Annotated in this window: 15 protein-coding genes; 5 read left to right on the top strand and 10 right to left on the bottom strand. The window is 65.8% G+C overall.

Annotated features, from left to right (window positions below; genetic code table 11):
* Positions 1-62: 62 nt before the first annotated feature.
* Positions 63-4,196 carry a PKD domain-containing protein gene (locus tag AM590_RS04855; RefSeq protein WP_058826483.1) on the top strand — a complete coding sequence of 1,378 codons (4,134 nt, stop codon included), beginning with the start codon at positions 63-65 and terminating at the stop codon, positions 4,194-4,196.
* Between the two features lie 70 nt (positions 4,197-4,266).
* Positions 4,267-4,710: a DUF5518 domain-containing protein gene (locus AM590_RS04850; RefSeq protein ID WP_058826482.1), complete on the top strand. Its 444-nt coding sequence runs from the start codon at positions 4,267-4,269 to the stop codon at positions 4,708-4,710.
* Positions 4,711-4,782: 72 nt separating this feature from the next.
* Here the strand turns inward: AM590_RS04850 and AM590_RS04845 are convergent, their stop codons facing one another.
* From AM590_RS04845 to acs (AM590_RS04815), 7 genes are all read right to left on the bottom strand, one after another.
* Entirely contained in the window at positions 4,783-4,998 is a 216-nt protein-coding gene (locus AM590_RS04845; protein ID WP_058826481.1) for a hypothetical protein, read from the bottom strand.
* A 68-nt stretch (positions 4,999-5,066) separates the two neighbouring features.
* Positions 5,067-5,555 carry a universal stress protein gene (locus AM590_RS04840; protein ID WP_042662660.1) on the bottom strand — a complete coding sequence of 163 codons (489 nt, stop codon included), beginning with the start codon at positions 5,553-5,555 and terminating at the stop codon, positions 5,067-5,069.
* A gap of 3 nt (positions 5,556-5,558) precedes the next feature.
* Positions 5,559-7,208 carry a VC_2705 family sodium/solute symporter gene (locus tag AM590_RS04835; RefSeq protein WP_058826480.1) on the bottom strand — a complete coding sequence of 550 codons (1,650 nt, stop codon included), beginning with the start codon at positions 7,206-7,208 and terminating at the stop codon, positions 5,559-5,561.
* Positions 7,205-7,642 carry a DUF4212 domain-containing protein gene (locus AM590_RS04830; protein ID WP_042662659.1) on the bottom strand — a complete coding sequence of 146 codons (438 nt, stop codon included), beginning with the start codon at positions 7,640-7,642 and terminating at the stop codon, positions 7,205-7,207. Before AM590_RS04830 ends, AM590_RS04835 begins: the two co-directional genes overlap by 4 nt.
* Before the next feature lie 54 nt (positions 7,643-7,696).
* Entirely contained in the window at positions 7,697-9,691 is a 1,995-nt protein-coding gene (gene acs / locus AM590_RS04825) for an acetate--CoA ligase (protein ID WP_058826479.1), read from the bottom strand.
* Between the two features lie 198 nt (positions 9,692-9,889).
* Positions 9,890-11,656 (bottom strand): bacterio-opsin activator domain-containing protein, encoded by a 1,767-nt coding sequence (locus AM590_RS04820; protein ID WP_058826478.1) that lies wholly within the window; start codon positions 11,654-11,656, stop codon positions 9,890-9,892.
* Between the two features lie 143 nt (positions 11,657-11,799).
* Positions 11,800-13,716, bottom strand: coding sequence for an acetate--CoA ligase (gene acs, locus AM590_RS04815; RefSeq protein ID WP_082677671.1), 1,917 nt, complete (start codon positions 13,714-13,716; stop codon positions 11,800-11,802).
* A gap of 144 nt (positions 13,717-13,860) precedes the next feature.
* Between acs (AM590_RS04815) and AM590_RS04810 the strand changes: the two genes are divergently transcribed.
* Positions 13,861-15,024, top strand: a complete 1,164-nt coding sequence (locus tag AM590_RS04810) for a pyridoxal phosphate-dependent aminotransferase (RefSeq protein ID WP_058826476.1) — start codon at positions 13,861-13,863, stop codon at positions 15,022-15,024.
* 47 nt (positions 15,025-15,071) lie between these two features.
* Here the strand turns inward: AM590_RS04810 and AM590_RS04805 are convergent, their stop codons facing one another.
* Positions 15,072-17,090 carry a histidine kinase N-terminal 7TM domain-containing protein gene (locus AM590_RS04805; protein WP_058826530.1) on the bottom strand — a complete coding sequence of 673 codons (2,019 nt, stop codon included), beginning with the start codon at positions 17,088-17,090 and terminating at the stop codon, positions 15,072-15,074.
* Positions 17,091-17,238: 148 nt separating this feature from the next.
* On the opposite strand from AM590_RS04805, the gene AM590_RS04800 reads away from it, so the two are divergent.
* Both AM590_RS04800 and AM590_RS04795 read left to right on the top strand, forming a co-directional pair.
* A complete protein-coding gene (locus AM590_RS04800; RefSeq protein ID WP_082677667.1) occupies positions 17,239-17,829 on the top strand; it encodes a TetR/AcrR family transcriptional regulator in 591 nt (196 codons plus the stop codon).
* Positions 17,826-19,292, top strand: a complete 1,467-nt coding sequence (locus tag AM590_RS04795) for an MATE family efflux transporter (RefSeq protein ID WP_058826475.1) — start codon at positions 17,826-17,828, stop codon at positions 19,290-19,292. Before AM590_RS04800 ends, AM590_RS04795 begins: the two co-directional genes overlap by 4 nt.
* Positions 19,293-19,318: 26 nt before the next feature.
* Here the strand turns inward: AM590_RS04795 and AM590_RS04790 are convergent, their stop codons facing one another.
* Together AM590_RS04790 and AM590_RS04785 are read right to left on the bottom strand one after the other, a co-directional pair.
* On the bottom strand, positions 19,319-20,389 hold the full coding sequence (locus AM590_RS04790; RefSeq protein ID WP_058826474.1) for a proline racemase family protein: 1,071 nt from the start codon (positions 20,387-20,389) through the stop codon (positions 19,319-19,321).
* On the bottom strand, positions 20,386-20,709 hold the full coding sequence (locus tag AM590_RS04785; RefSeq protein WP_058826473.1) for a hypothetical protein: 324 nt from the start codon (positions 20,707-20,709) through the stop codon (positions 20,386-20,388). Before AM590_RS04785 ends, AM590_RS04790 begins: the two co-directional genes overlap by 4 nt.
* Between the last annotated feature and the right edge of the window lies 1 nt (position 20,710).

Raw genomic sequence — 20,710 nt, 5'->3', positions numbered from 1 at the left:
AGGGAAATGAAATCGAAGGGAAACACGGAGAAGGTTGCGGCGGACAGGGAGGCGAACGGCAGATGACGCGCAGACACGGGATAACGCGGCAGCAGGTTAGCACGCTCGTTTTGACGCTCGTGACGGTGATTTCGCTCGTCGCGTGGGTGCCGATCGGTGCGTCGGCGGTCACGAACGGCGCGGACATCTCGCACACGGGCCTCTCGGTGACGCCGACGACGCTCTACGAGGGAAGCGCCGTCACCGTCAACGTCACCGTCGAAAACGCCGGCGGGACACAGCAGCCGTACAACACGACGCTCACCGTCGACGGCGACGTCGTGGCGTACCGAACCGGGACGCTGAACGCGGGCGCGACCAAACAGGTCACGTTCACGGAAACGCTCTGGGGGGCGGGAACTTACGACGTTGCCGCCGGGGGGCTCGCTGCACAGACCGTGACCGTCGAGGAGGCCAACGCGAAGTTCCACGGCGGACCGGAGAACCACGGATACTACCCGAATCAGGAGGGTCCGCTCACGGAACCCGTCGAGGTATGGAACATCACCGACGGAACCCCGCAGGTGATGCAGCCGACCATCGTGGGCGACACGCTTTACACCGCCTTCCACGACGGTGGCAGTCTCTACGCGTTAGACCCCGAGACGGGCGAGGAGAAGTGGAACGCGACGCCCGGCGGCACTTCGGGTTCGACGTGGACCACGCCCGCGTACGCCAACGGCGTGCTCTACCTCGGAAGCAACGACTACAAGCTACACGCAATAAACGCGACCGACGGCACCGAAATCTGGAACTACACGACGCAGACGAACGTCCGGTCGGCCCCCGCGGTCGTCGACAGCGTCGTCTACTTCGGAAGCAACGACGGAAACCTGACCGCGGTTGACGCCGCCACCGGTGAAGAGCGCTGGTACTACACGATGCACCAGCCGGTGCTGGTTGAGTCGAACCCCGCGGTCGTCGACGGCGTCGTCTACGTCTCGGCCGACGACGAGAACCTGACCGCGCTGAACGCCACCAGCGGGGCGCGACTCTGGAACTTCGCGCTCGCCGACGGAAGCCAGTCGGGCCCGACGGTCGCAAACGACACGGTGTTCGTCGGAAGCGACACCACGCCAACAGGCGAGAACGGAAGCGTGTACGCCGTAAACGCGACCGACGGCACCGAACGCTGGAACTACTCGATGGCTGGCGACGTGGATTCGAGTCAGGTGTACGCCGACGGCGTCGTCTACGCCGCGAGCCGCGGCGGCGAGCTCGTCGCGCTCAACGAGAGCGACGGGAGCGAACGCTGGAACGCGTCCGGGAGCGACTTCCGAGGCGCGCCGGTCGTCGCGGGCGACGTGCTCTACGTCTCCGATTACGGTGACTCGACCGTCAACGCGTTCAACGCGACCGACGGCACAGAGCTGTGGTCGTACAGCTCGCCGACGAGCACTCTCTACCCGACGCCGCTCGCGTGGAACGGCTACCTCTACTACGGCAGCGGTAGTCAGTTCCACGCGGTCGCGGAACCGTCGCCGACCGTCTCCGCGGTCAACGCGACGACTCCCTCGGGACAGAACCTCTCGGTGTCGTTCGACTCGTCGCAGCGCCTGACGAACATCTCCGTCTCGGTCGCCGGACCGAGTTCGACGACGTTCACCGAGGGTGACTTCACCGAGACGGGAAGCGGACCGTACACGTACACGCTCGCGTCGCCGTACGAGACCGGAAGCGACGGCACCTACACCGTCACGGTCGGGACCGCCGAGAACGCCGACGGGCAGGACGGGGCCGGAGACGAGTCCGACAGCGTCACTATCGACACGCTCGCGCCCGCCGTCGACGCGGGTGAGGACGCGACCGTCGACGAGAACATCGCGCTCGACTTCAACGCGACGGCGACCGACGCCGTCGGCGTCACGAGCACGTCGTGGGACTTCGGCGACGGCTCCGCGAACGCGACCGGCAAAGACGTCACTCACACCTTCGCCGACCCCGGCACCTACACGGCGACGTTCACCGCCGCCGATGCCGCGGGGAACGAGGACACCGACTCGCTGGTCGTGACGGTCAACGACACGACCGCGCCCGCGGCCGACGCCGGGAGTAATCAGACCGTCGGCGAGGACACCGCCGTTGACTTCGACGCCTCCGCCTCGACCGACAACGGAGCCATCGACTCCTACGAGTGGGACTTCGGCGACGGCGCGAACGCGACCGGAGAGACCGCAGATCACGCGTTCGCCGACCCCGGTACCTACACCGTCACGCTGAGCGTGACCGACACCGCCGGGAACGCCGACGCCGACACGCTCGTCGTCACGGTGAACGACACGACCGCGCCGGCCGCCGACGCGGGTGCCGACCAGAGCGTTGACGAGGACGCCGCCGCCGAGTTCAACGCTAGTGGCTCGACCGACGCCTCCGGAATCGCCTCCTACGAATGGGACTTCGGCGACGGCTCCGCGAACGCGACCGGCGAGAACGCGACCCACACGTACGCCGAACCCGGCACCTACACCGTCACGCTGAACGTGACCGACACCGTCGGGAACAGCGGGTTCGACACGCTCACCGCGAGCGTCAACGATACGACCGCACCGACCGCCGACGCCGGGAGTAATCAGACCGTCGACGAGGACACCGCCGTCAGTTTCGACGGCTCCACCTCGTCCGACAATGGTGCCATCGACTCCTACGAATGGGACTTCGACGACGGCACCGCGAACGCGACGGGTGCGACCCCGAGCCACACCTTCGCCGACCCCGGAACGTACGACGTGGTTCTGACCGTGACCGACGGCGGCGACAACGCCGATTCGGATTCACTAGTCGTGACCGTCAACGACACGACCGCGCCGACCGCCGACGCCGGCGACAACGCGTCGGTCACGCGGGGCGACGCGATCGAGTTCAACGCCTCCGCCTCGACCGACAACGGTGCCATCGACTCCTACGAGTGGGACTTCGGCGACGGCGCGAACTCGACGAACGCCTCCGAGACGCACAGCTACGACTTGGCCGGGACCTACACCGTCACGCTGAACGTGACCGACGCCGCCGGCAACGTCGGTTCGGACACGACGACGGTGACGGTGAACGCCGAATCGTCGTCATCGTCCTCTTCCTCGTCGTCCTCGTCGTCCTCCTCTTCGTCATCGTCCACGACGGAATCGAGCGAGGAGACGGGCGATGACTCGGACGTCGTCGTCGACACGAAAAGCGAAGGCACGAGCAAGCGCTCGAACGTGTCGGTCAGGAATATCGATACGAGCCGCCCCGTCGTCATCTCGCTCGAATCGCCCGGGAACGACACCGAAACCGACGCGACCGAGACCAACGAAGCCGCCGGAGACGCCGAAACCGACGACGAGTCGGCGTCGTCCGTCGCCGAGAACGTCTCGGTCGCACGGCTCTCGATGAACGTGAGCAACGGGGACAACTTCACGCTGAACGTCACGACGTACGAGGCGGCCGAGGACGAAGCCACGGGCGAGCGCTTCCAACGCGAGACGGGCGCGACCTCGGCGGGCTACGTCGTGGTCAACCACTCGATACACGACGACGACATCGAGGACGTGACGTTCACCTTCAGCGTGCGAAAGCGCTACTTCGAGGCGACGGGCATCAGCCCGGAGTCGGTGGCGCTTTACCGCGACGAACACACCCAGTGGCGCAGGCTCGACGCCAGTCTCGTCGAGGAGTCCGAGACGCACTACGTCTTCGAGGCGACCTCGCCCGGCCTGTCGCTGTTCACCATCGGCTCGACCGTCCCCGTCTTCGAGACGACCGCCGCCGAGGTCACCGAGACGAGCGTGTCGGTCGGACAGAAAGTCGCGGTCGAGGTCGACGTGTCGAACCTCGGCGGCGCGGGGGGAACCCACGCGCTCGACTTGCTGGTCGACGGCGAGCGCGTCGCCGGTGGGACCGTGGAGCTCGGCGCGTTCCAGAACGGGACGGCCACGCTCAGCCACGCGTTCGACGAGGCCGGGACGTACGAACTCGCGGTCGGCGAGCAGGTCGTCGGCAGCGTCACCGTCGAGGAACCGCAGGGGACCCAGACGGCGGCGTCCGCCGACGGCGCGGACTCCGTCGCCGACGGAACTGACGACGTTGGCGGCAACAACGGATGGGCGCTCGCCGTCGTCGTCGGTGGTCTCCTCGCCGCCGGACTGGGAATCGCCTACCGGCGGCGAGAGCGCGACGAGTAGCCCCCGAATCGGCCCGATTTTTCGGCGGTCCGTGAACAGAGCTATTAGACGATAGACACGAATGGAGAGTATGAACGACCACAGCCCTCCAGGCGGACTCTCGTGGCGACGGCGGTACAGCCTCGTCGGTGGCCTCGTCGCGGCGGTGTTCGTCTCGTGGAGCTATCTCGACGGGCGGTCGGCGATGTCGCTGACCGCGGTGTTCTTCGCCGGACTCGTCGTCGGCGCGGTGGCGAAGCGACGGCACGGAACGGCGACCGGTGTCGGCGTCCGGACGGGCCTCGTCGGCGGGCTTCCCATCCTCTGGGTACTGTTCGACGTGCTCGCGTTCGCGACCGGACTGTCCGGTCCGACGTGGTTCGTCGTCGCGGGCTGGCTGATGGTGCTCGGCGGAGTCGCCACGGTCGGCCTGCTCGGGTTCGGTCTGTCCGCGCTCCTTGGCGAAGCGGGCGCGAGAGTCGGTGCGGCGCTGACGACGTCTGACCCGCCGTCACCGACGGCGACCAACGAGTGACCGCACCGGCGAGCACGAACCCGCAACCGCTCCGAGTCCGTACGAGAAAATAGTCCGGGAGTGAATCCGGCGTCAGCGCTGCTCGCGCGCGGCTTCGACCGACGCGAAGAAGCCGAAGTACGCGACGACGCCCGCACCCAGACAGAGGTAGAACGCCCACTGCGGCCCGTCGACCACGTCGAACAGGACCGAAACGACAGTTACCCACGCGAGGGCGAACAGCAGGTCGGTCAGCATTCCCGAGCGGTGTTCGCGCACGTGGGTTCGAATCATCTCCGCGAGGCTCATCGGCGGGTCACCCCGTCGGGAGCCGCGGGTGGTGTGGTCATCCTCGCGTGGGTCGTATCGTACATGCGTTACGCTTCCGCTTCCGCTTCCGTTTCCGCTTCCTTTTCGTGGACGTCGACGACGAGCACCGGAAGTCGGGTCCGCCGCAGGACGCGTTCGGTCACGCTCCCGAGGACGACCCGGGAGAGCCCGGAACGGCCGTGCGAGCCCATCACGACGAGGTCGATGTCGTTGTCCTCGACGAACTTCCTGATGGCTCGCGCCGGTTCGCCCGGGACGACGTGTTCGCGGACGGCCAGTCCGTGTTCGGCGGCGACGTCGGCGACGTAGCCCGTCGCCTTGTCGGCCGCCTCCTTCACTTCGGGCATGTCGTCGAGGCGGCCCTGTCGGATGCGGTCGACCTGTTCCGTTCCCAGCGAGTAGCTGGTGGCGTCCACGTCGACGACGTACAGCGCGTGAACCGTCGCCCCGTACTTCGACGCGATGTCGACCGCCTGTTCGACGGCGTACTCCGCCGCGTCGCTTCCGTCAGTCGGAATGAGGATATGTTCGTACATTGGTTAGTCGTCCGCGGGGGACTGGCCCCCGTCGGCATTCATGACGACGTCTTCTGCGGACTGTTGCTGACCCATCGGTTCGGGGCTGTGACACTGCCGAACCATCTTCTTGATTCGCTCGGGCGGTTCGTCCGTCGCCATCGAGACGGCGATGGTGATGACGAACACCAGCGGCGTGCCGACGAGTGCCGCGCCGATGGCCGGCACGAACTCGGCGAAGAGGTCGCTGAAGTGGAAGATGAGGTCGTTGACCACCGCGGCAATCCAGAGCACGAGGCCGACGCTCATACCCGCGAGCGCGCCCTGACGGTTGGTGTTCTCCCACCAGAGACCGAGGAAGAACATCGGGAACAGCACGATAGCCGCGAGCGAGAACGCGAGCGCGACCAGTTCGCCGACGAGCGCGGGCGGGTCGAACGCGGTTATCGTCACGATGATACCGAGCGCGACGATCGTCGCCCGACCGACGAACACCTGCTGGCGCTGGGTCGCGTCGGGGTTGATGATGTTCGTGTAGATGTCGTGGGAGACGGCGGACGAGGCGGTGATGAACAGCCCCGCCGTCGTCGCGATGGCGGCGGCGATACCGCCGGCCGCGACGAGGCCGACGAACCACGTCGGCAGGTTCGACAGTTGCGCTGCGAGCACCACGATGAGGTCGCCCTCACCGCCGCTCATGCCGCCGTTGGCCGCGAACGTCGGGCCGTACTGGGAGGCGTCGTAGAGGTCGACACCGAAGGCCGCCAGCGCCGGGGCGCTCCAGTACAGGAGCAGGATGAAAAACAGCCCCCAGACGGTCGACTGCCGCGCCGTCTTTTCGTTTTCGACGGTGTAGAACCGCACCAGCACGTGTGGAAGGCCGCAGGTCCCGAAGATGAGCGAGAACGCCGTGGCGATCCAGAGGTAGAACCCCGCGTTGGCGAACGGTTCGGAGAACTCGGCCGACAGCTCGCCGATGAGCTGGCCGTATTCGATTTGCGGGAGGACGGTCGAGTAGCCGCCGGTGAACCCGACGACGTAGACGGCCGTCAGGAACGCGACGATGAGGATGACGTACTGGACGGCCATGTTCTTGGTCGCGCCCATCATGCCGGAGATGGTCAGGTAGCCGACCGTAATCGCCATCATGACGACGACCATCGTGACGTAGTCGGTCCCGAACACGTACAGTCCGACGAGGCCCATCCCGCGGGCCTGTCCGACTGAGTAGACGAACCCGATGAGGATGGTCGTCAGCGCGCCGATCGCCCGCGCCGTATCGGAGTTGAATCGGTCGCCGACGAAGTCGGGTGCCGTGTACTTCCCGAACCGACGCATCTGCGCGGCCAGGAAGATGAGGAGGACGAAGTAGCCGGCCGTCCAGCCGATGATGAACGCGAGCCCGTAGAAGCCCGCGAGGGCGACCAGTCCCGCCAATCCGAGGTACGACGCCGCCGACATCCAGTTCGCGCCGATTGCCATCCCGTTTTCGACGTTTCCGATGGACCGGCCGGCGACCCACATCCCCTCCGTGTCGGCGACTTTGAACACGTAGCCGATGGCGAGAAAGAGGGCCAACATCCCGACGACCATGATGGCCGGCACGAGTTTGAACGAGATGTTGAGCGCCTCGGGGAGCAGATCACTCGACTGGAGGAACACGCTCGGCGTCATTCGACGCTCCCTCCGTCGGTGACGGCGGCCTCGCTCTCACTCTTCGAGCGCGACTTCGAGGCCGCGTGGTCGATGCCGTACCGCCTGTCGAGTTGGTCGCGCTTGCGGGAGTAGACGAACGCGAGGACGAGCGAACTGGTCGGCGACAACACGGCGACGAGGAAGTAGTGCGCCGGGAAGCCGATGACCGGAAGCTCCGCGGTCATCGTCGCCGGTGCGAAGTAGGTGAGCACCGGCGGTCCGAACGTGAGGAGCGCCCACGCGATGAATCCGGCCCAGATTATTTTCAGGTGGTCTCGCATGAACGGGGTACTCGGTTTCAGCAGGTTCACCTCCCTCGACAGGTAGTCTACCTCGTCGTGTTCGGGAGCTGTGCTCCGGTCGGTGTTCGCGGCGTGTGAGTCAATTTCTGACTCGGTTGATTCACGTGACATAGATTGTTGGTCGTCTCGTAGTTACACTCGATACGGGCGGCCGAAGGCGGCCGCTCAGTCGCTCTGTGCGTGGACCTTCGCTTCTATCTGTTCGACGATATCGGGGTTCCGGAGCGTCGAGGTGTTGCCCAGTTCCGCGCCGTTCGCCACATCTTCGAGCAGGCGACGCATGATTTTGCCCGAGCGCGTCTTTGGTAGCTCCGGCGTGAACACGACCTGTTCGGGTCTGGCGATGGGCCCGATGGCGTCCTCGACGCCCTCAATAATGCGCGCGCGGAGGTCTTCCCCCTCCTCGTACCCGTCTTCGGTGATGACGTAGGCGTAGACGGCCTCACCTTTCACCTCGTGGTTGCCGCCGACGACCGCCGCCTCGGCGACGCCCTCGACGCCGACGATGGCCGACTCGATTTCCATCGTTCCGAGGCGGTGACCCGAGACGTTGATAACGTCGTCAACGCGGCCGAGCACGGTGATATAGCCGTCGTCGTCCACTTTCGCGCCGTCCTCCGGGAAGTAGACCCAGTCGTCGGGGTCGTCGCTGTCGGTGTCGGAGTACTCCTCCCAGTACTCGGAGATGTAGCGCTCGTCGTTCTTGTAGAGCGTCCGGAGCATCCCCGGCCACGGCTTGTTCACCGTGAGATAGCCCGCGCGACCGGGTTCCACTTCGTCGCCGTTGGTGTCGACGATTTGGGCGTCGATACCCGGCAGCGGCGGCCCGGCCGACCCGGGTTTCATGTTCTTGACACCCGGGAGGGTCGTTATCATCATGCCGCCGGTCTCGGTCTGCCACCACGTGTCTACCACCGGGCAGTTCTCGTTGCCGATGTGCTCGTAGTACCACTTCCACGCGCGCGGGTTGATAGGTTCGCCGACGGTACCGAGCAGGCGGAGGCTCGACAGGTCGCGCGATTCGGGGTACTTGCTTCCCCATTTCATGAACGCGCGAATCGCCGTCGGGGCCGTGTAGAACACGTCGACGGCGTACTTCTCGACGATGTCCCACATCCGGTCGCGGTTCGGGAAGTCGGGCGTCCCCTCGTACATCACCGTCGTCGAACCGAGTGCGAGCGGCCCGTAGACGATGTAGGAGTGGCCCGTAATCCAGCCGATGTCGGCCGAACACCAGTAGGTGTCTTCCTTCTCGATGTCGAGGACGGCGTGGGAGGTCCACGTCGCGTAGGAGAGATACCCACCGGTGGTGTGTTTGACGCCCTTCGGCTGGCCGGTGGTCCCCGAGGTGTACATCAGGAACAGCATGTCTTCGGCGTCGCGTTCGACGGGGTCGACGCGCTCGCCGCGCTGTTCGTCGAGGAGTTCGTCCCAGTCGTGCTGGTTACCCTTCAGGTCGTGACCGAAGCCGTCGTCGCCGAGGCGGTCGACGACGACCGTCGCGTCCACACCGTGGTCGACGCTGTCGAGTCCCTCGTTGGTTTTGTCGAGGTGGTCGAGCGGGTCGCCGCGGCGGTAGTAGCCGTCGCAGGTGACGAGGAACCGGGAGTCCGCGGCGTTCATCCGCGTCGCCAGCGCCTCGGCGGAGAAACCGGCGAAGACGACGTTGTGTGGCGCGCCGATGCGGGCGCAGGCCAGCATGGCGATGGGGAGTTCCGGAACCATCGGCATGTAGAGCGTGACCACGTCGTCTTCCTCGACGCCGAGGTCGCGCAGCGCCGCCGCGAACTCGTTGACCTCGCGGTAGAGGTCCTGATAGGTGTACGTTCGCGTCTCGCCGTGTTCGCCCTCCCACTTGATGGCGACGCGGTTCTTGTCCCCGTTTTCGACGTGCCGGTCGACGCAGTTGTGACAGGCGTTCAGTTCGCCGCCGGTGAACCACTCGTAGAACGGAGGGTTCGAGTCGTCCAACACCTCGTCGTACTCTTCGTCCCAATCGAGCAAGTCGGCGGCCCGCTCCCAGCACTCGGGCCAATTCTCCTCGAACTCGTCGTAGATGCCGGCGTCCGAGACGTTCGCTTGTGCGACGAACTCCTCGGAGGGTTCGAACTCGTCTTGTTCTTCCAGCCGTGCCTCCAGTTCGGTGTCACCCTGTGCCATATGTCGTGTTAACGAGTCTCCACAAGGGGCATAAGTAGGATAACTAATTATCGAAAGCTAACATCATGATTATGAATAGCAGTCGAAACTCGGTGCGATAGGCCCAAGAAAGGAATACAGACGAAATGAACTACTGTCGGAATGTATTGATAATATTTCAGTCAATAATGAACGTTCGTGTGCCAACCGCTCGCACGCCTAAGGGTTTAGGGTCGAAGTGTGTTCGTCGCTGTCGTCGTCGAAGAACGCAGTCATGAGTTTCTGCTGTGCGGTTCGGAGATGCTGGTGGAGCGTCGGCGACGAGATGTCTATCGAATCCGCGAGGTCTTCGGCGGTACTACCGCGGGGCCACTCGAAGTACCCGGCGAGATAGGCCGCTCGCAGGACGGACTGCTGCTTGTCTGTGAGTCGCGCCACGAGCGACTCCCGAAAGTCGGCGGTGTTTCGCGTGGGCTGTTCGACCTCCTGTTTCGAGACGAGTTCGGTGGCGGGATACGCGTCGGTCAGGTCGGACATCACGTCTCGGAGCGGCGCTTCGTTCGAAAATTCGCCGACGAGACGGGCCACGCCGTCCTCCGCGACGAACCGCGAGACGGTTCCGTCGTAGGACGTGAGCGTCGTAATCGTCGACCCCGTGGAGAGCGCGACTTCGAGGAGTGACTCCGTTCCCCGGTCGCGGATGAGGCGGATGTGTTCGACTGCTGGTGTCGTTTGTAACTTGTCAAACACCGCGTCCGTCGTCGCCCCCCGAACGGTGAGAAAGCACAGCAACGACCGCTCCTCGATAGGAACGACGCCGCGGAGTCGAACCGAACAACCGAGGTCCGCGGAGAGTCCGACGAGCACGTCCTGTTGGTCCGATGATTCGAACTCCAGTTGAACGACGGTGTCGGCGAGGAGTAGCTTCCGACGCTCCGCGGCGGCGATTGCCTGTCCGACGTGGCGACCCAGCGTCACCAGCACGTCCGCCTCGGCGTCGGGGACCGCTTCGCCATCGAGCGCGACGTAGAGCGCGCCGTAGGCGGTTTCGCCGTGTACCAGCGGGACGACAGCGAGGCGGCCGCTCTCGGAGTTCGGCGGCAGGTCGATACGCACGGTCTGCACGGCACCGGTATCGCACGCGCGTCGAGCGAAGTCCGTGTCTCGACTGGCGAGCGACCGGCGGACCGCTTCGAGCGATTCCTCGTCGAGTCCGGCGACGGTGAGCGACGCTCGCGCATCGGTTTCGTCCGACGCTATCCAAGCGAAACGGTAGTGGCTCGAATCGGCGAGTCCGTCACAGACGGCCTGTTCGACCTCGCCTCGCGTGTTCACCCCCGAGAGTGCCGACCCGACGCTTCGGGCGGTCTCGACGACCTGACGCACTCGGTCGGATTCACCGCCTGCGGGACGCTCGCCACTGTCGACGGCATCCGGCGACAGCGCATCGAGCACCTCGTCTTCGCTCGGTTCGTCGAGGAGCGGTGCGAGACTCTCGATTCGGTCCCATCCACCGATTCGCATGACGACGCTCGGCGGGACGCCATCACCGAGCATCGTTCGGGCGAAGTGCCGACGCAGGTCGCGAGTCGAAACGTCCGCCAACCCCTCGCGACCGGTTCGTTCGGCGGCCCGCGTTCCGACCGATGCCACGAGCATCTGCAGACGCCGCGGCGTGACCGGAAGCACTCGTTCAGTCTCGTCGATGTCGGTCGTCGTGACGTACTTGCGAACGTCGTGTTCGACCTCGGTCGGCAGGTACGCCTCCCGGCCGTCGGTCGGAACGGCGAGAAAGTAGAGTTCCGTTCCCCGGTGTCGCCGCTGGGTCACGTGGGAGGGTTCGAACTGACTCATCTCGGCCGGCGTGAGTCCGACTTCCGCGCCGAGTCGAAGCACGAGGTCCTCGCGGTACGTCTCGGTCGACCGTCGCAGTTGCTCGTACCCACCCGCGGACAACGGCGTCGGTTCGGAGTCTCCGCCCGGCATCCATTTCGGAATAATATCGAAGAGCGAACTAAATCTTCCGGTGAAAGGAAAGTAGACACACAGAGAAGCCAGTGGAGAGGAAAGAGCACCGCTCACCGAGGCAGAAACAAAATTTCGCGTATGTAGCAGTATCCGAAACGTCGTCAGCTGTCTCGGACGATGGATTCGAGTTCGCCGACGATTTCCGGGTTCTGAAGCGCGGACGTGTCGCCGAACTCCTCGCCGTTGGTGATGTTCTCGAGAAACCGGCGCATGATCTTCCCGGACCGCGTCTTCGGGAGGTCGGGTGTGAAGATGACGGCGTCCGGCGTGGCAATCGGACCGATGCGCTCGCGGACGTGCGAGCCGATTCGCTCGCGGAGGTCGTCGTCCCCGGCAACGCTCGTCTCCAGCGTGACGTACGCGTGGATACCACCCGTGTCGGCGTCATCGACGCTGACGACGGCGGCCTCGACGACACCCTCGACGCCGACGATGGCCGACTCGATTTCCATCGTTCCGAGGCGGTGACCCGAGACGTTGATAACGTCGTCAACGCGCCCGAGTACGGTGATATAGCCGTCGTCGTCCACTTTCGCGCCGTCGCCGGTGAAGTAGTGCCAGCCGTCCACGTCGAGCTTCGCCGCCTCTTCACCCCATCGGTGGCCGTGTCGGAGCGCGAGCGGCATGCCGGGCCACGGGCGCGTAAGGACGAGATAGCCGGCCTCGTTCGCAGGAACCTCCTCGCCGCGGCCGTCCACGACCCGAGCGCCAACGCCCGGCAGCGGCGGCCCGGCGGTGCCGGGTTTCATGTTCTTGACGCCCGGAAGAGTGGTTATCATCATACCGCCGGTCTCGGTCTGCCACCACGTGTCCACGACGGGACAGTTCCCGTCGCCGATGTGTTCGTAGTACCACTTCCACGCGCGCGGGTTGATGGGTTCGCCAACGGTGCCGAGCAGGCGCAGACTCGACAGGTCGCGCGACGCCGGGAGCGACGTGTCCCACTTCATGAACGACCGAATCGCGGTCGGAGCCGTGTAGAACACGTCGACGGCGTTCTCTTCGATGAGGTCCCAGATGCGGTCTTTCTCCGGGTAGTTCGGCGTACCCTCGTACATCACCGTCGTCGTGCCGAGCGCCAGCGGCCCGTAGACGACGTACGAGTGGCCGCTAATCCAGCCGATGTTCGCCGTAGAGAGATACGTGTCCTCGGGCTTGAGGTCCAACACCGTCTGCGACGTCCACGTGACGTGGGCGAGGTAGCCGCCGGTGACGTGTTCGACTCGTTTCGGTTCGCCGGTGGTCCCCGACGTGTGGATGAGAAACAGCACGTCGTCGGCCGCCCGTTCGACCGGGTCGACCTCCGCACCGGCGTGGGCGTCGACCAGTTCGTCGTAGGTGTGCTGTCCCGTTCCGAGATGTTCGGTCTCGCCGAGGTGCTCGACGACGACCATCTCCTCGAGGTCGTGGGCGGCCTTGAGACGGGCGTCGTCGGCCTTGCTCTTCAGGTAGATGGCGCTCCCTCTCCGGTAGTAGCCGTCACAGGTGACGAGGAACGCCGAGTCCGCGCTCTCCAGTCGGGTCGCCAACGCGTCCGCCGACAGTCCCGCGAAGACGACGTTGTGCGGCGCGCCGATGCGGGCGCACGCCAGCATGGCGATGGGGAGTTCCGGAATCATCGGCATGTAGAGCGTGACCACGTCGTCCTCCTCGACGCCCTGCGCGCGGAGCGCGGCGGCGAACTCGTTGACCTCGCGGTAGAGGTCCTGATACGTGTACGTCCGCGTCTCGCCGAGGTGGCTCTCCCACTTGATGGCGACGCGGTTCTTCGCCCCGGTTTGGACGTGGCGGTCGAGACAGTTGTAGCAGGCGTTCAGCGTCCCCCCGTCGAACCACTCGAACGGGGGTTCGTCGTCGGGAAGGACCGACTCGTAGGAGTCGAACCAGTCAAGCGTCGCCGCCGCTCGCTCCCAGCAGCCGGGCCAGTTCTCCTCGAACTCGTCGTAGACGGTGCCGTCGGTGACGGTGGCCTGTTCGACGAACGACGCCGGAGGCGGTATCTCCTCGTCTTCGGCCATCCTCGTTTCGAAGTCCGGCCCACGACGGTTCGACATACAGGAGTTACGTCGGCCTCATCGCATTAAAACGTTCGTCGGTGTGCGTGACTCGGGCTACCGATGGCGTCCGCCAAGCTTCTTGTGTCAGCCAGTCCCAGCCCACGTATGCCACATCCGACCGCGTTCTCCCGGCCCATCGGGAGCGAGCGCGTCGCGGGAACCCGCGAGTCCGTCATCCGAGAGATGACCCGCGAGGCGCACGAACACGATGCCATCAACCTCTCGCAGGGCATCCCCGACGAGGACGAGACGCCGGCAAGCGTGAAGGAGGCGGCCAAAGGCGCAATCGACACGTCGAGCCAGTACACCATTACGTGGGGGCTGCCGGAACTCCGCGAGGCGGTCTCGGAACGCTACGCCGAGTGGAAGGGCGTCCGTTACGACCCCGAAACGGAGGTCACAATCACCACCGGGACGAGCGAGGCGGTGGTCTCGACGCTCCTCGCGCTCTGCGACCCCGGCGACGGCGTCATCTACTTCGAGCCGACCTACGAGAGCTACATCCCGGCCGTCCAGTTCGCCGGGGGAGAGCCGATGCCGCTCGACATCACCGACGGCCTCGAACTCGACGCCGACGCGCTGTGGGACGCCGCCGAAGACGCGTCGATGCTGATTCTCAACCACCCGCACAACCCGACGGGCAACGTCTTTTCGCCCGACGAACTCGAACTCGTCGCGGAGGTCGCCGCCGAGGAAGACCTCGTCGTCGTCACCGACGAGATATACGAGCACATCGTCTACGACGACGACTACGTCAGCCCCGTCGAAATCGACGGGCTCGCGGGCCGGACCGTCGTCTGCACGGGGATGTCGAAGACGTACTCCGTGACGGGCTGGCGCGTCGGGTTCGCGCTCGCACCTGAGCCACTGTCGGCCGAACTCCGGAAGGTCCACGACTACACGAGCATCTGCGCGCCGACGCCGTTCCAGCGGGCCGGGGTGGAAGCGCTGTCGCTCCCGGCGGACTACTACGACGACCTCTCGGACTCCTACGAGCGCCGCGGCGAACTGCTGTACGACGGGCTCCGAGAGGTCGGCCTCGATCCCGTGAAACCGGACGGCGCGTACTACATGCTGACGCGCTATCCGGGCGACGGCGACGACACCGAATTCGCGCACCGACTCGTCCGCGAGGCCGGCGTCGCGGTTGTCCCCGGGAGCAGTTTCTACACCGAGGGGTCCGCGGACTGGGTCCGGTTTACCTTCTCCCGCAACGAGGCGACCATCGAGGAGGCGCTGCGACGGCTCGACGAGAACCGCTTCTGGTAGTCCGGTGACCTGGTAGTATCCCGGCGGCGACCCGGTCGGGACTGTAGTCAGGCGTCGTCAGCCGACGCCGCGTCCGCCTCCGCCGCCGAGTTCTCGGCGGGTTCGACGCCCCGAATCACGAACCGCGCGCCGGCGTCCGCGGCGTCCTCGTATCCGACCGACCAGTCGTGAGCGTCGGCGATGGTGCGGACGATTGCGAGACCGAAGCCGGTGCCGTCGGCCGCGGTCGTGAAGCCGGATTCAAAGAGCTTCGGGCGGTCCGCCGGCGGGACGCCGGGGCCGTCGTCCTCGACGTAGAAGCCCGCGTCGTCGTCGAGTCGGCCGACGGTGACGGTCACGCCGTCGCCGACGTGTTCGATGGAATTTCGAAACAGGTTCTCGAAAAGCTGGAGGAGCCGAGTCCGGTCCGCCGCGAACGACGCGCTTTCGGCCACCTCGAGCGCGGCCGATTTGGTGTCGACGTTCGCCCACGCCTCGGTCGCGACGGCGTCGAGCGAGACCGTCTCGCGCTCGTCGACCGTGCCGCCGCGAGCGAGTGCGAGCACGTCGGTGATAATCTCGCCCATGCGCTCGTGGGCTGCCTCGATTCGCTCGACGTGGTCCGGGTCGGGGCGCTCTGCCTCCTTCACCAAGTCGAGGTAGCCCTCCGCCACGTTCAGCGGGTTGCGCAGGTCGTGCGAGACAACGTTTGCGAACGTTTCGAGCTGTTGTTCGTGTTTTCGCCGGTCGGTCACGTCGTGGGCGTTGACGACGACGCCGCCGACAACGGGGTCGTCGAGGAGGTTCCGACACCGGACGCTGAAGACGCGCCACCCGCGGGTCGAACTGCGGAACCGGAGTTCGGCGGTGGCGTCCTCGTCGGGGCGCGCCACCGCCTCCCGGAACGTCTCGACGGCGGCGTCCTCGTCGTCGGGGTGGAGGAACCGCGCGAGCGTCTGCACCTCGCTCGGGTCCTCGTCGGTGCCGAGCGTCTGGGCGGCCGAGTCGCTCAGGTAGCTGACCGAGCCGTCGGCGTCGAGGACGAAGATGAGGTCGGAGGCGTTCTCCGTGAGCGCGCGGAACCACCGCTCGCGGACGCGGCGCTCGGTGATGTCGTGGAGGATGTGCAGGTGGCCGCGAACCGCGTCCCGGCCGTCGGTCACGGCCGACCTGTCGACCTCGAAGTAGCGCGCCTCGCCGTTGTCGTCGACGACCCGGAGCTCCCCTCCGATTTCGAGGGCCTCGGCGGCCTCCACGTCGAACACGTCGGCCACGGGGGCCCCCAGCGACGAGGACTCCACGTCGAAAAGTGCCCTCGCCGACGGGTTAGTGTCGGCCAACCGGCCCTTCCGGTCGACGACGATGACGGGGTCGGCCATCCGCTCGATGACGAGGTCCCGCGCGATGGGGCTGATATCGAGGATTCGGTACCGCGAGAGTCCGACGGCGAGCAGCGACGACGTGGCGGCGAACGAGATGGCGATGGGGTTCGCGGGCGAGAACGGTACCACGAGATACACCGCGCCGACGATGGGGGGAACGAGAACCGCGACGAACAGGAGGAGCGCTTGCTTTCGGTATATCTGTCGGCTCCGCAGGCAGTGAATTCCGAGGGCGACGAGCGCGGCCCCGACCGCGACGTAGCTGTAGACAATATCCACCCAGAACAGCGGTCCATAGACGACATCGGCCGTCGTAATTCCACCGGTGGTCGAAAACGACAGCGACTCCCACAGCAGCGCGTGGAGTCCGAGCGCGTTCGTTACCGCCCCCACGACGGTCAACGTGGGCCACACGGCGAACAGCGTGGCGGTGCGGCGAGAGACCAACCGCTCGTAGCCCGCGATTTCGAGGGCGAAAAGCAGGGTGAAAAAGATCGTCGCCTCCGCGGGTATCAAGACGAGAACGAACCACAGGAGGCGGACGGACACCGAGTCGGCGAGGAGGTAAAACGCCTCGAACAGCGACCAACCGCCGGCGCTCAGAGCGAGGGCGACGAACCACCGCCCGGTCGGTTCGTCGTGGTACTGCCAGCCGTAGCTCGCGACCCAGGCGGAAATCACGGTCGCGAGCAGAAGCGCACCCACGTACGGTGACAGTGAGAGAGGCACTACACTCGAGTACCCGGGTCAGCCACTTAGAAACTCTGGCAGACGGCCGGCCGTGAGTCGCCCTAACGAAGGGTTTGGCGGTCCAAAGTCTCTTAACTGACCGGTCAGTAAGCCGGGACAGAAGATGGACGCAGAGACCAGGGCCGAGATACTCGAAGCGACCAACCGGGCGCTCTGCGAACACGGGTACGCCGGCCTGACGATGCAGCGAATCGCGGACGAGTCGTCGGTGACGAGCGCCGCGATTCACTACCACTTCGACACGAAAGAGGAGCTCCTCAACGCCTTCCTCGACGACCGAATCGAGCGATTCGAGTCGAAGTTGTCGTGCGGCGCGTCCGACCCGCGAAAGCGGCTCGACGCGGTTCTCGACGCGGTGTTCAACCCCGAGGTGCCCGACGTCGACGGCTTCCCCGTGGCGCTCATGGAGTTGAAGGCGCAAGCGCCCTACCACGAGCTGTTCCGCGAGCGCTTCCTCGACCTCGACGACGTGATGCGCGGAACCGTCGCCGACATCGTCCGCGACGGCGTCGAATCCGGGGCGTTCGACGAGGCCGACCCGGCGGAGATTGCGCGGCTCGTCACGACCATGAGCAACGGCGCACACGCCCGCGCCGTCGCGCTCGGCGAACACCCCGCTGAGACCCGGCGGGTCGTCGAGGACGCCCTCGAACTCCACCTCGGCTGGACGCCGGGCGCGGAGGTGGAGCGATGAGCCTGTTCAAGGGACAAGAGGAACTCAATCTCACCGAGGGCGGCATCGTCAGGCCGCTTCTCTACCTGTCGCTCCCCATCGTCGTCACGAACCTCCTCCAGACGGCGTACAACCTCGCGGACACGTTCTGGCTCGGCCAGTACTCCACGGAGGCTCTCGCGGCCATCTCGTTCGCCTTCCCGATGGTGTTCCTCCTCATCTCGCTCGGGATGGGACTGTCCGTCGCCGGGAGCGTCCTCGTCGCCCAACACACTGGGGCCGACGAGACGGACAAAGCCGAGTACGCGGCCTCCCAGACCGTCACGTTCGCGTTTCTCGGGTCCGTGGTGCTCGGCGCGGTCGGCTACCCCCTCGTCCGTCCGTTCCTCGATTTCCTCGGGGCCTCGCCGGACGTACTCCCGGGCGCGACGGCCTACATGCAGGTCATCGCGCTCGGCCTGCCGTTCATGTTCGGCTTCTTCGTGTTCATCTCGCTGATGCGCGGGGCGGGCGACACCATCACCCCGATGCTCGTGATGTTCGGGACCGTCGTCCTCAACGTCGTCCTCGACCCGTTTTTCATCAACGGCTGGGCGCTGGGGCCGATCCAGTTCCCCGAACTTGGGATTCAGGGCGCGGCCATCGCCACCGTCATCTCGCGGGTCCTCGCGATGGTCGTCGGCATCGCCATCATGGTGTCGGGCACCAGAGGCATCCAGATTCACCTCACGGACATGCGCCCGGACTTCCGGTACCTGCGGAAGATTCTCCGCATCGGCATCCCGGCCAGCATCGAGGGGACGGGTCGCGCGCTCTCTATCAACGCACTTCTCATCGTCGTCGGCCTGTTTTCGACCTCCGTCGTCGCGGCGTTCGGCATCGGCACCCGGGTGTTCTCGGTTATCTTTCTCCCGGCCATCGCCGTCGCGCGCGGCGTCGAGACGATGTCCGGCCAGAACATCGGCGCGGGGAAGTACGACCGCGCCGAGCAGGCGAACTACGTCGCAGCCAAGGGATTGTTCTTCGTCCTCGGCCTGCTCGGACTCGCCATCTTCCTCGTTCCTGAGCCCATCGTCTCGGTGTTCACCACCGATGCTGCGGTCCTCGACGTGGGCGCGCAGTTCCTGCGGTACGTCTCGCTGTCGTTCGGCTTCATCGGCATCATGCGGGCGTTCACCGGCGGCTTCCGGGGCGCAGGCAAGACGCTCATCGCCGCGGTGATATCGGTCGTCGCGCTCGCCGGTATCCGGCTTCCGGTCGCCTTCGTCGCGTCGCAGGGGCTCCTGCCGACCGACTTCTGGTTCCTCGGAAGCACCGACGTGCGAGGCATCTGGATTGCGTTCTTCGTCTCGAACGTCGTGGGCGCGCTCATCGCGTGGCTCTGGTTCCGCCGGGGAACGTGGCGTGAGGGCGACGTCCGCGGGACGCCGGCCGGCGGCGAGTTAGAGAACGACGACGTGGAGCTATCGAGCGGGATGGACTAAGCCGGAAAAAGAGCGGTCGGAGCCCGCTACTCCGCCGAGATACTGAACCCGGAAAGCGAGTCTTTCGCGTCCTTGACGAACGTGTGTTTCCCCGTGATGCGGGCCGACCCGGTGATGAGCGGCGTCGTCAGCGTCACGCCGTCGCGTTCGTCGGCCGCGACGAGTCTGCCTTCGAAACGCGTGCCGACGATGCTCTCGTGGAGGTACGACTCGCCGATGTCGAGCGCGCCGGCGTCGTGGAGGAGCGCCATCTTCGCGCACGTCCCGGTCCCGCACGGAGAGCGGTCGACCTGTCCCTCGCCGAAGACGACGATGCTCCGGTCTACGTCCTCGGGCGTGCCGTATATCTCGGTAATCGAGACCGAGCCCTCCTCGCCGGTGAGCGGATGGATGATATCGAGGCGCTCGTTGACGGCGTCGCGGATTTCGAGGCCCCAATCGACGAACGTCGCTGCGTGCTGTGGTTCGACGGGCAGGTCGAGGTGGTCGCTGTCGACCAGCGCGAAGAAGTTGCCCGCGTAGACGACGTCGACGGAGAGCGGCGAGTCGAGAAACGAGACCGGGACGGTCGCCCGGTCGTAAACGAACGACCGGACGTTCTCTATCGTGACGCACTCGACGCCGCCGTCGGACGCGTATTCGGGCGTCGCCTCGACGAGTCCGGCCGGCGTCTCGACGCAGACGGTCTCGCGTCGGTCGAGTCGGCCCAGTTCGAGGAGCGCAGAGACGACGCCGATGGTCCCGTGGCCGCACATGTCGAGGTAGCCTCGACTGTCCATGAAGAAGACGCCCACGTCCGCGTCGGGGTGGTTGGCATCGACGACGACGGCCCCGAACATGTCGTCGTGGCCGCGGGGCTCTCGCATCAGCAGGTCGCGCACCCAGTCGTGGGTCTCGGCGAACGAGTCCCGGCGCTCCCGAACTGAGTCACCCACGAGCGCCGAGCGGTCGATGCCGTCGACGACGATGCGAGTCGGCTCGCCTTCGGTGTGCGTGTCGATGGTCGTAAACGACGCGTCCGTGGTGAGGTCGTCGAACGCGAGGTCGTCGCGCTCGCGGACGGACTCGGTGTCAGTGTCGGCGTCGCGCCCGCTCATTCGTCCACCAGTTCGAGCCGGGCGATTTGTTCGTCGGACCAGTCGTAATGGGGTTTATCTATCCCCCGAAGCGACCGCACACATTCGTTGTAGCGGCGACGGGCAATCGGCGCGTAGGGGTCGTCGGGGTTCGCGCGAATCCACTCGCGGAGGTCGGAAAGCGCCCGCGGGGAGTAGCTATCGACGTCGCCCTGTTCCCGTAAGAGCGCGAGTTTGCGCTCCTCGGTGCGGAGTGACCTGACGAGGACCGCGGCCGCAACGCCGGGCAACAGGAGAAGCGAGACGAGCATCGAGACCCACGTGAGCGTCGACAGCGCCATG

It is taken from the genome of Haloferax sp. Q22, assembly GCF_001482285.1.
Classification (GTDB): Archaea; Halobacteriota; Halobacteria; order Halobacteriales; family Haloferacaceae; genus Haloferax.
Note: the sequence above shows the minus strand (reverse complement) of the source record. Positions and strands in the feature narration are given on the sequence as shown.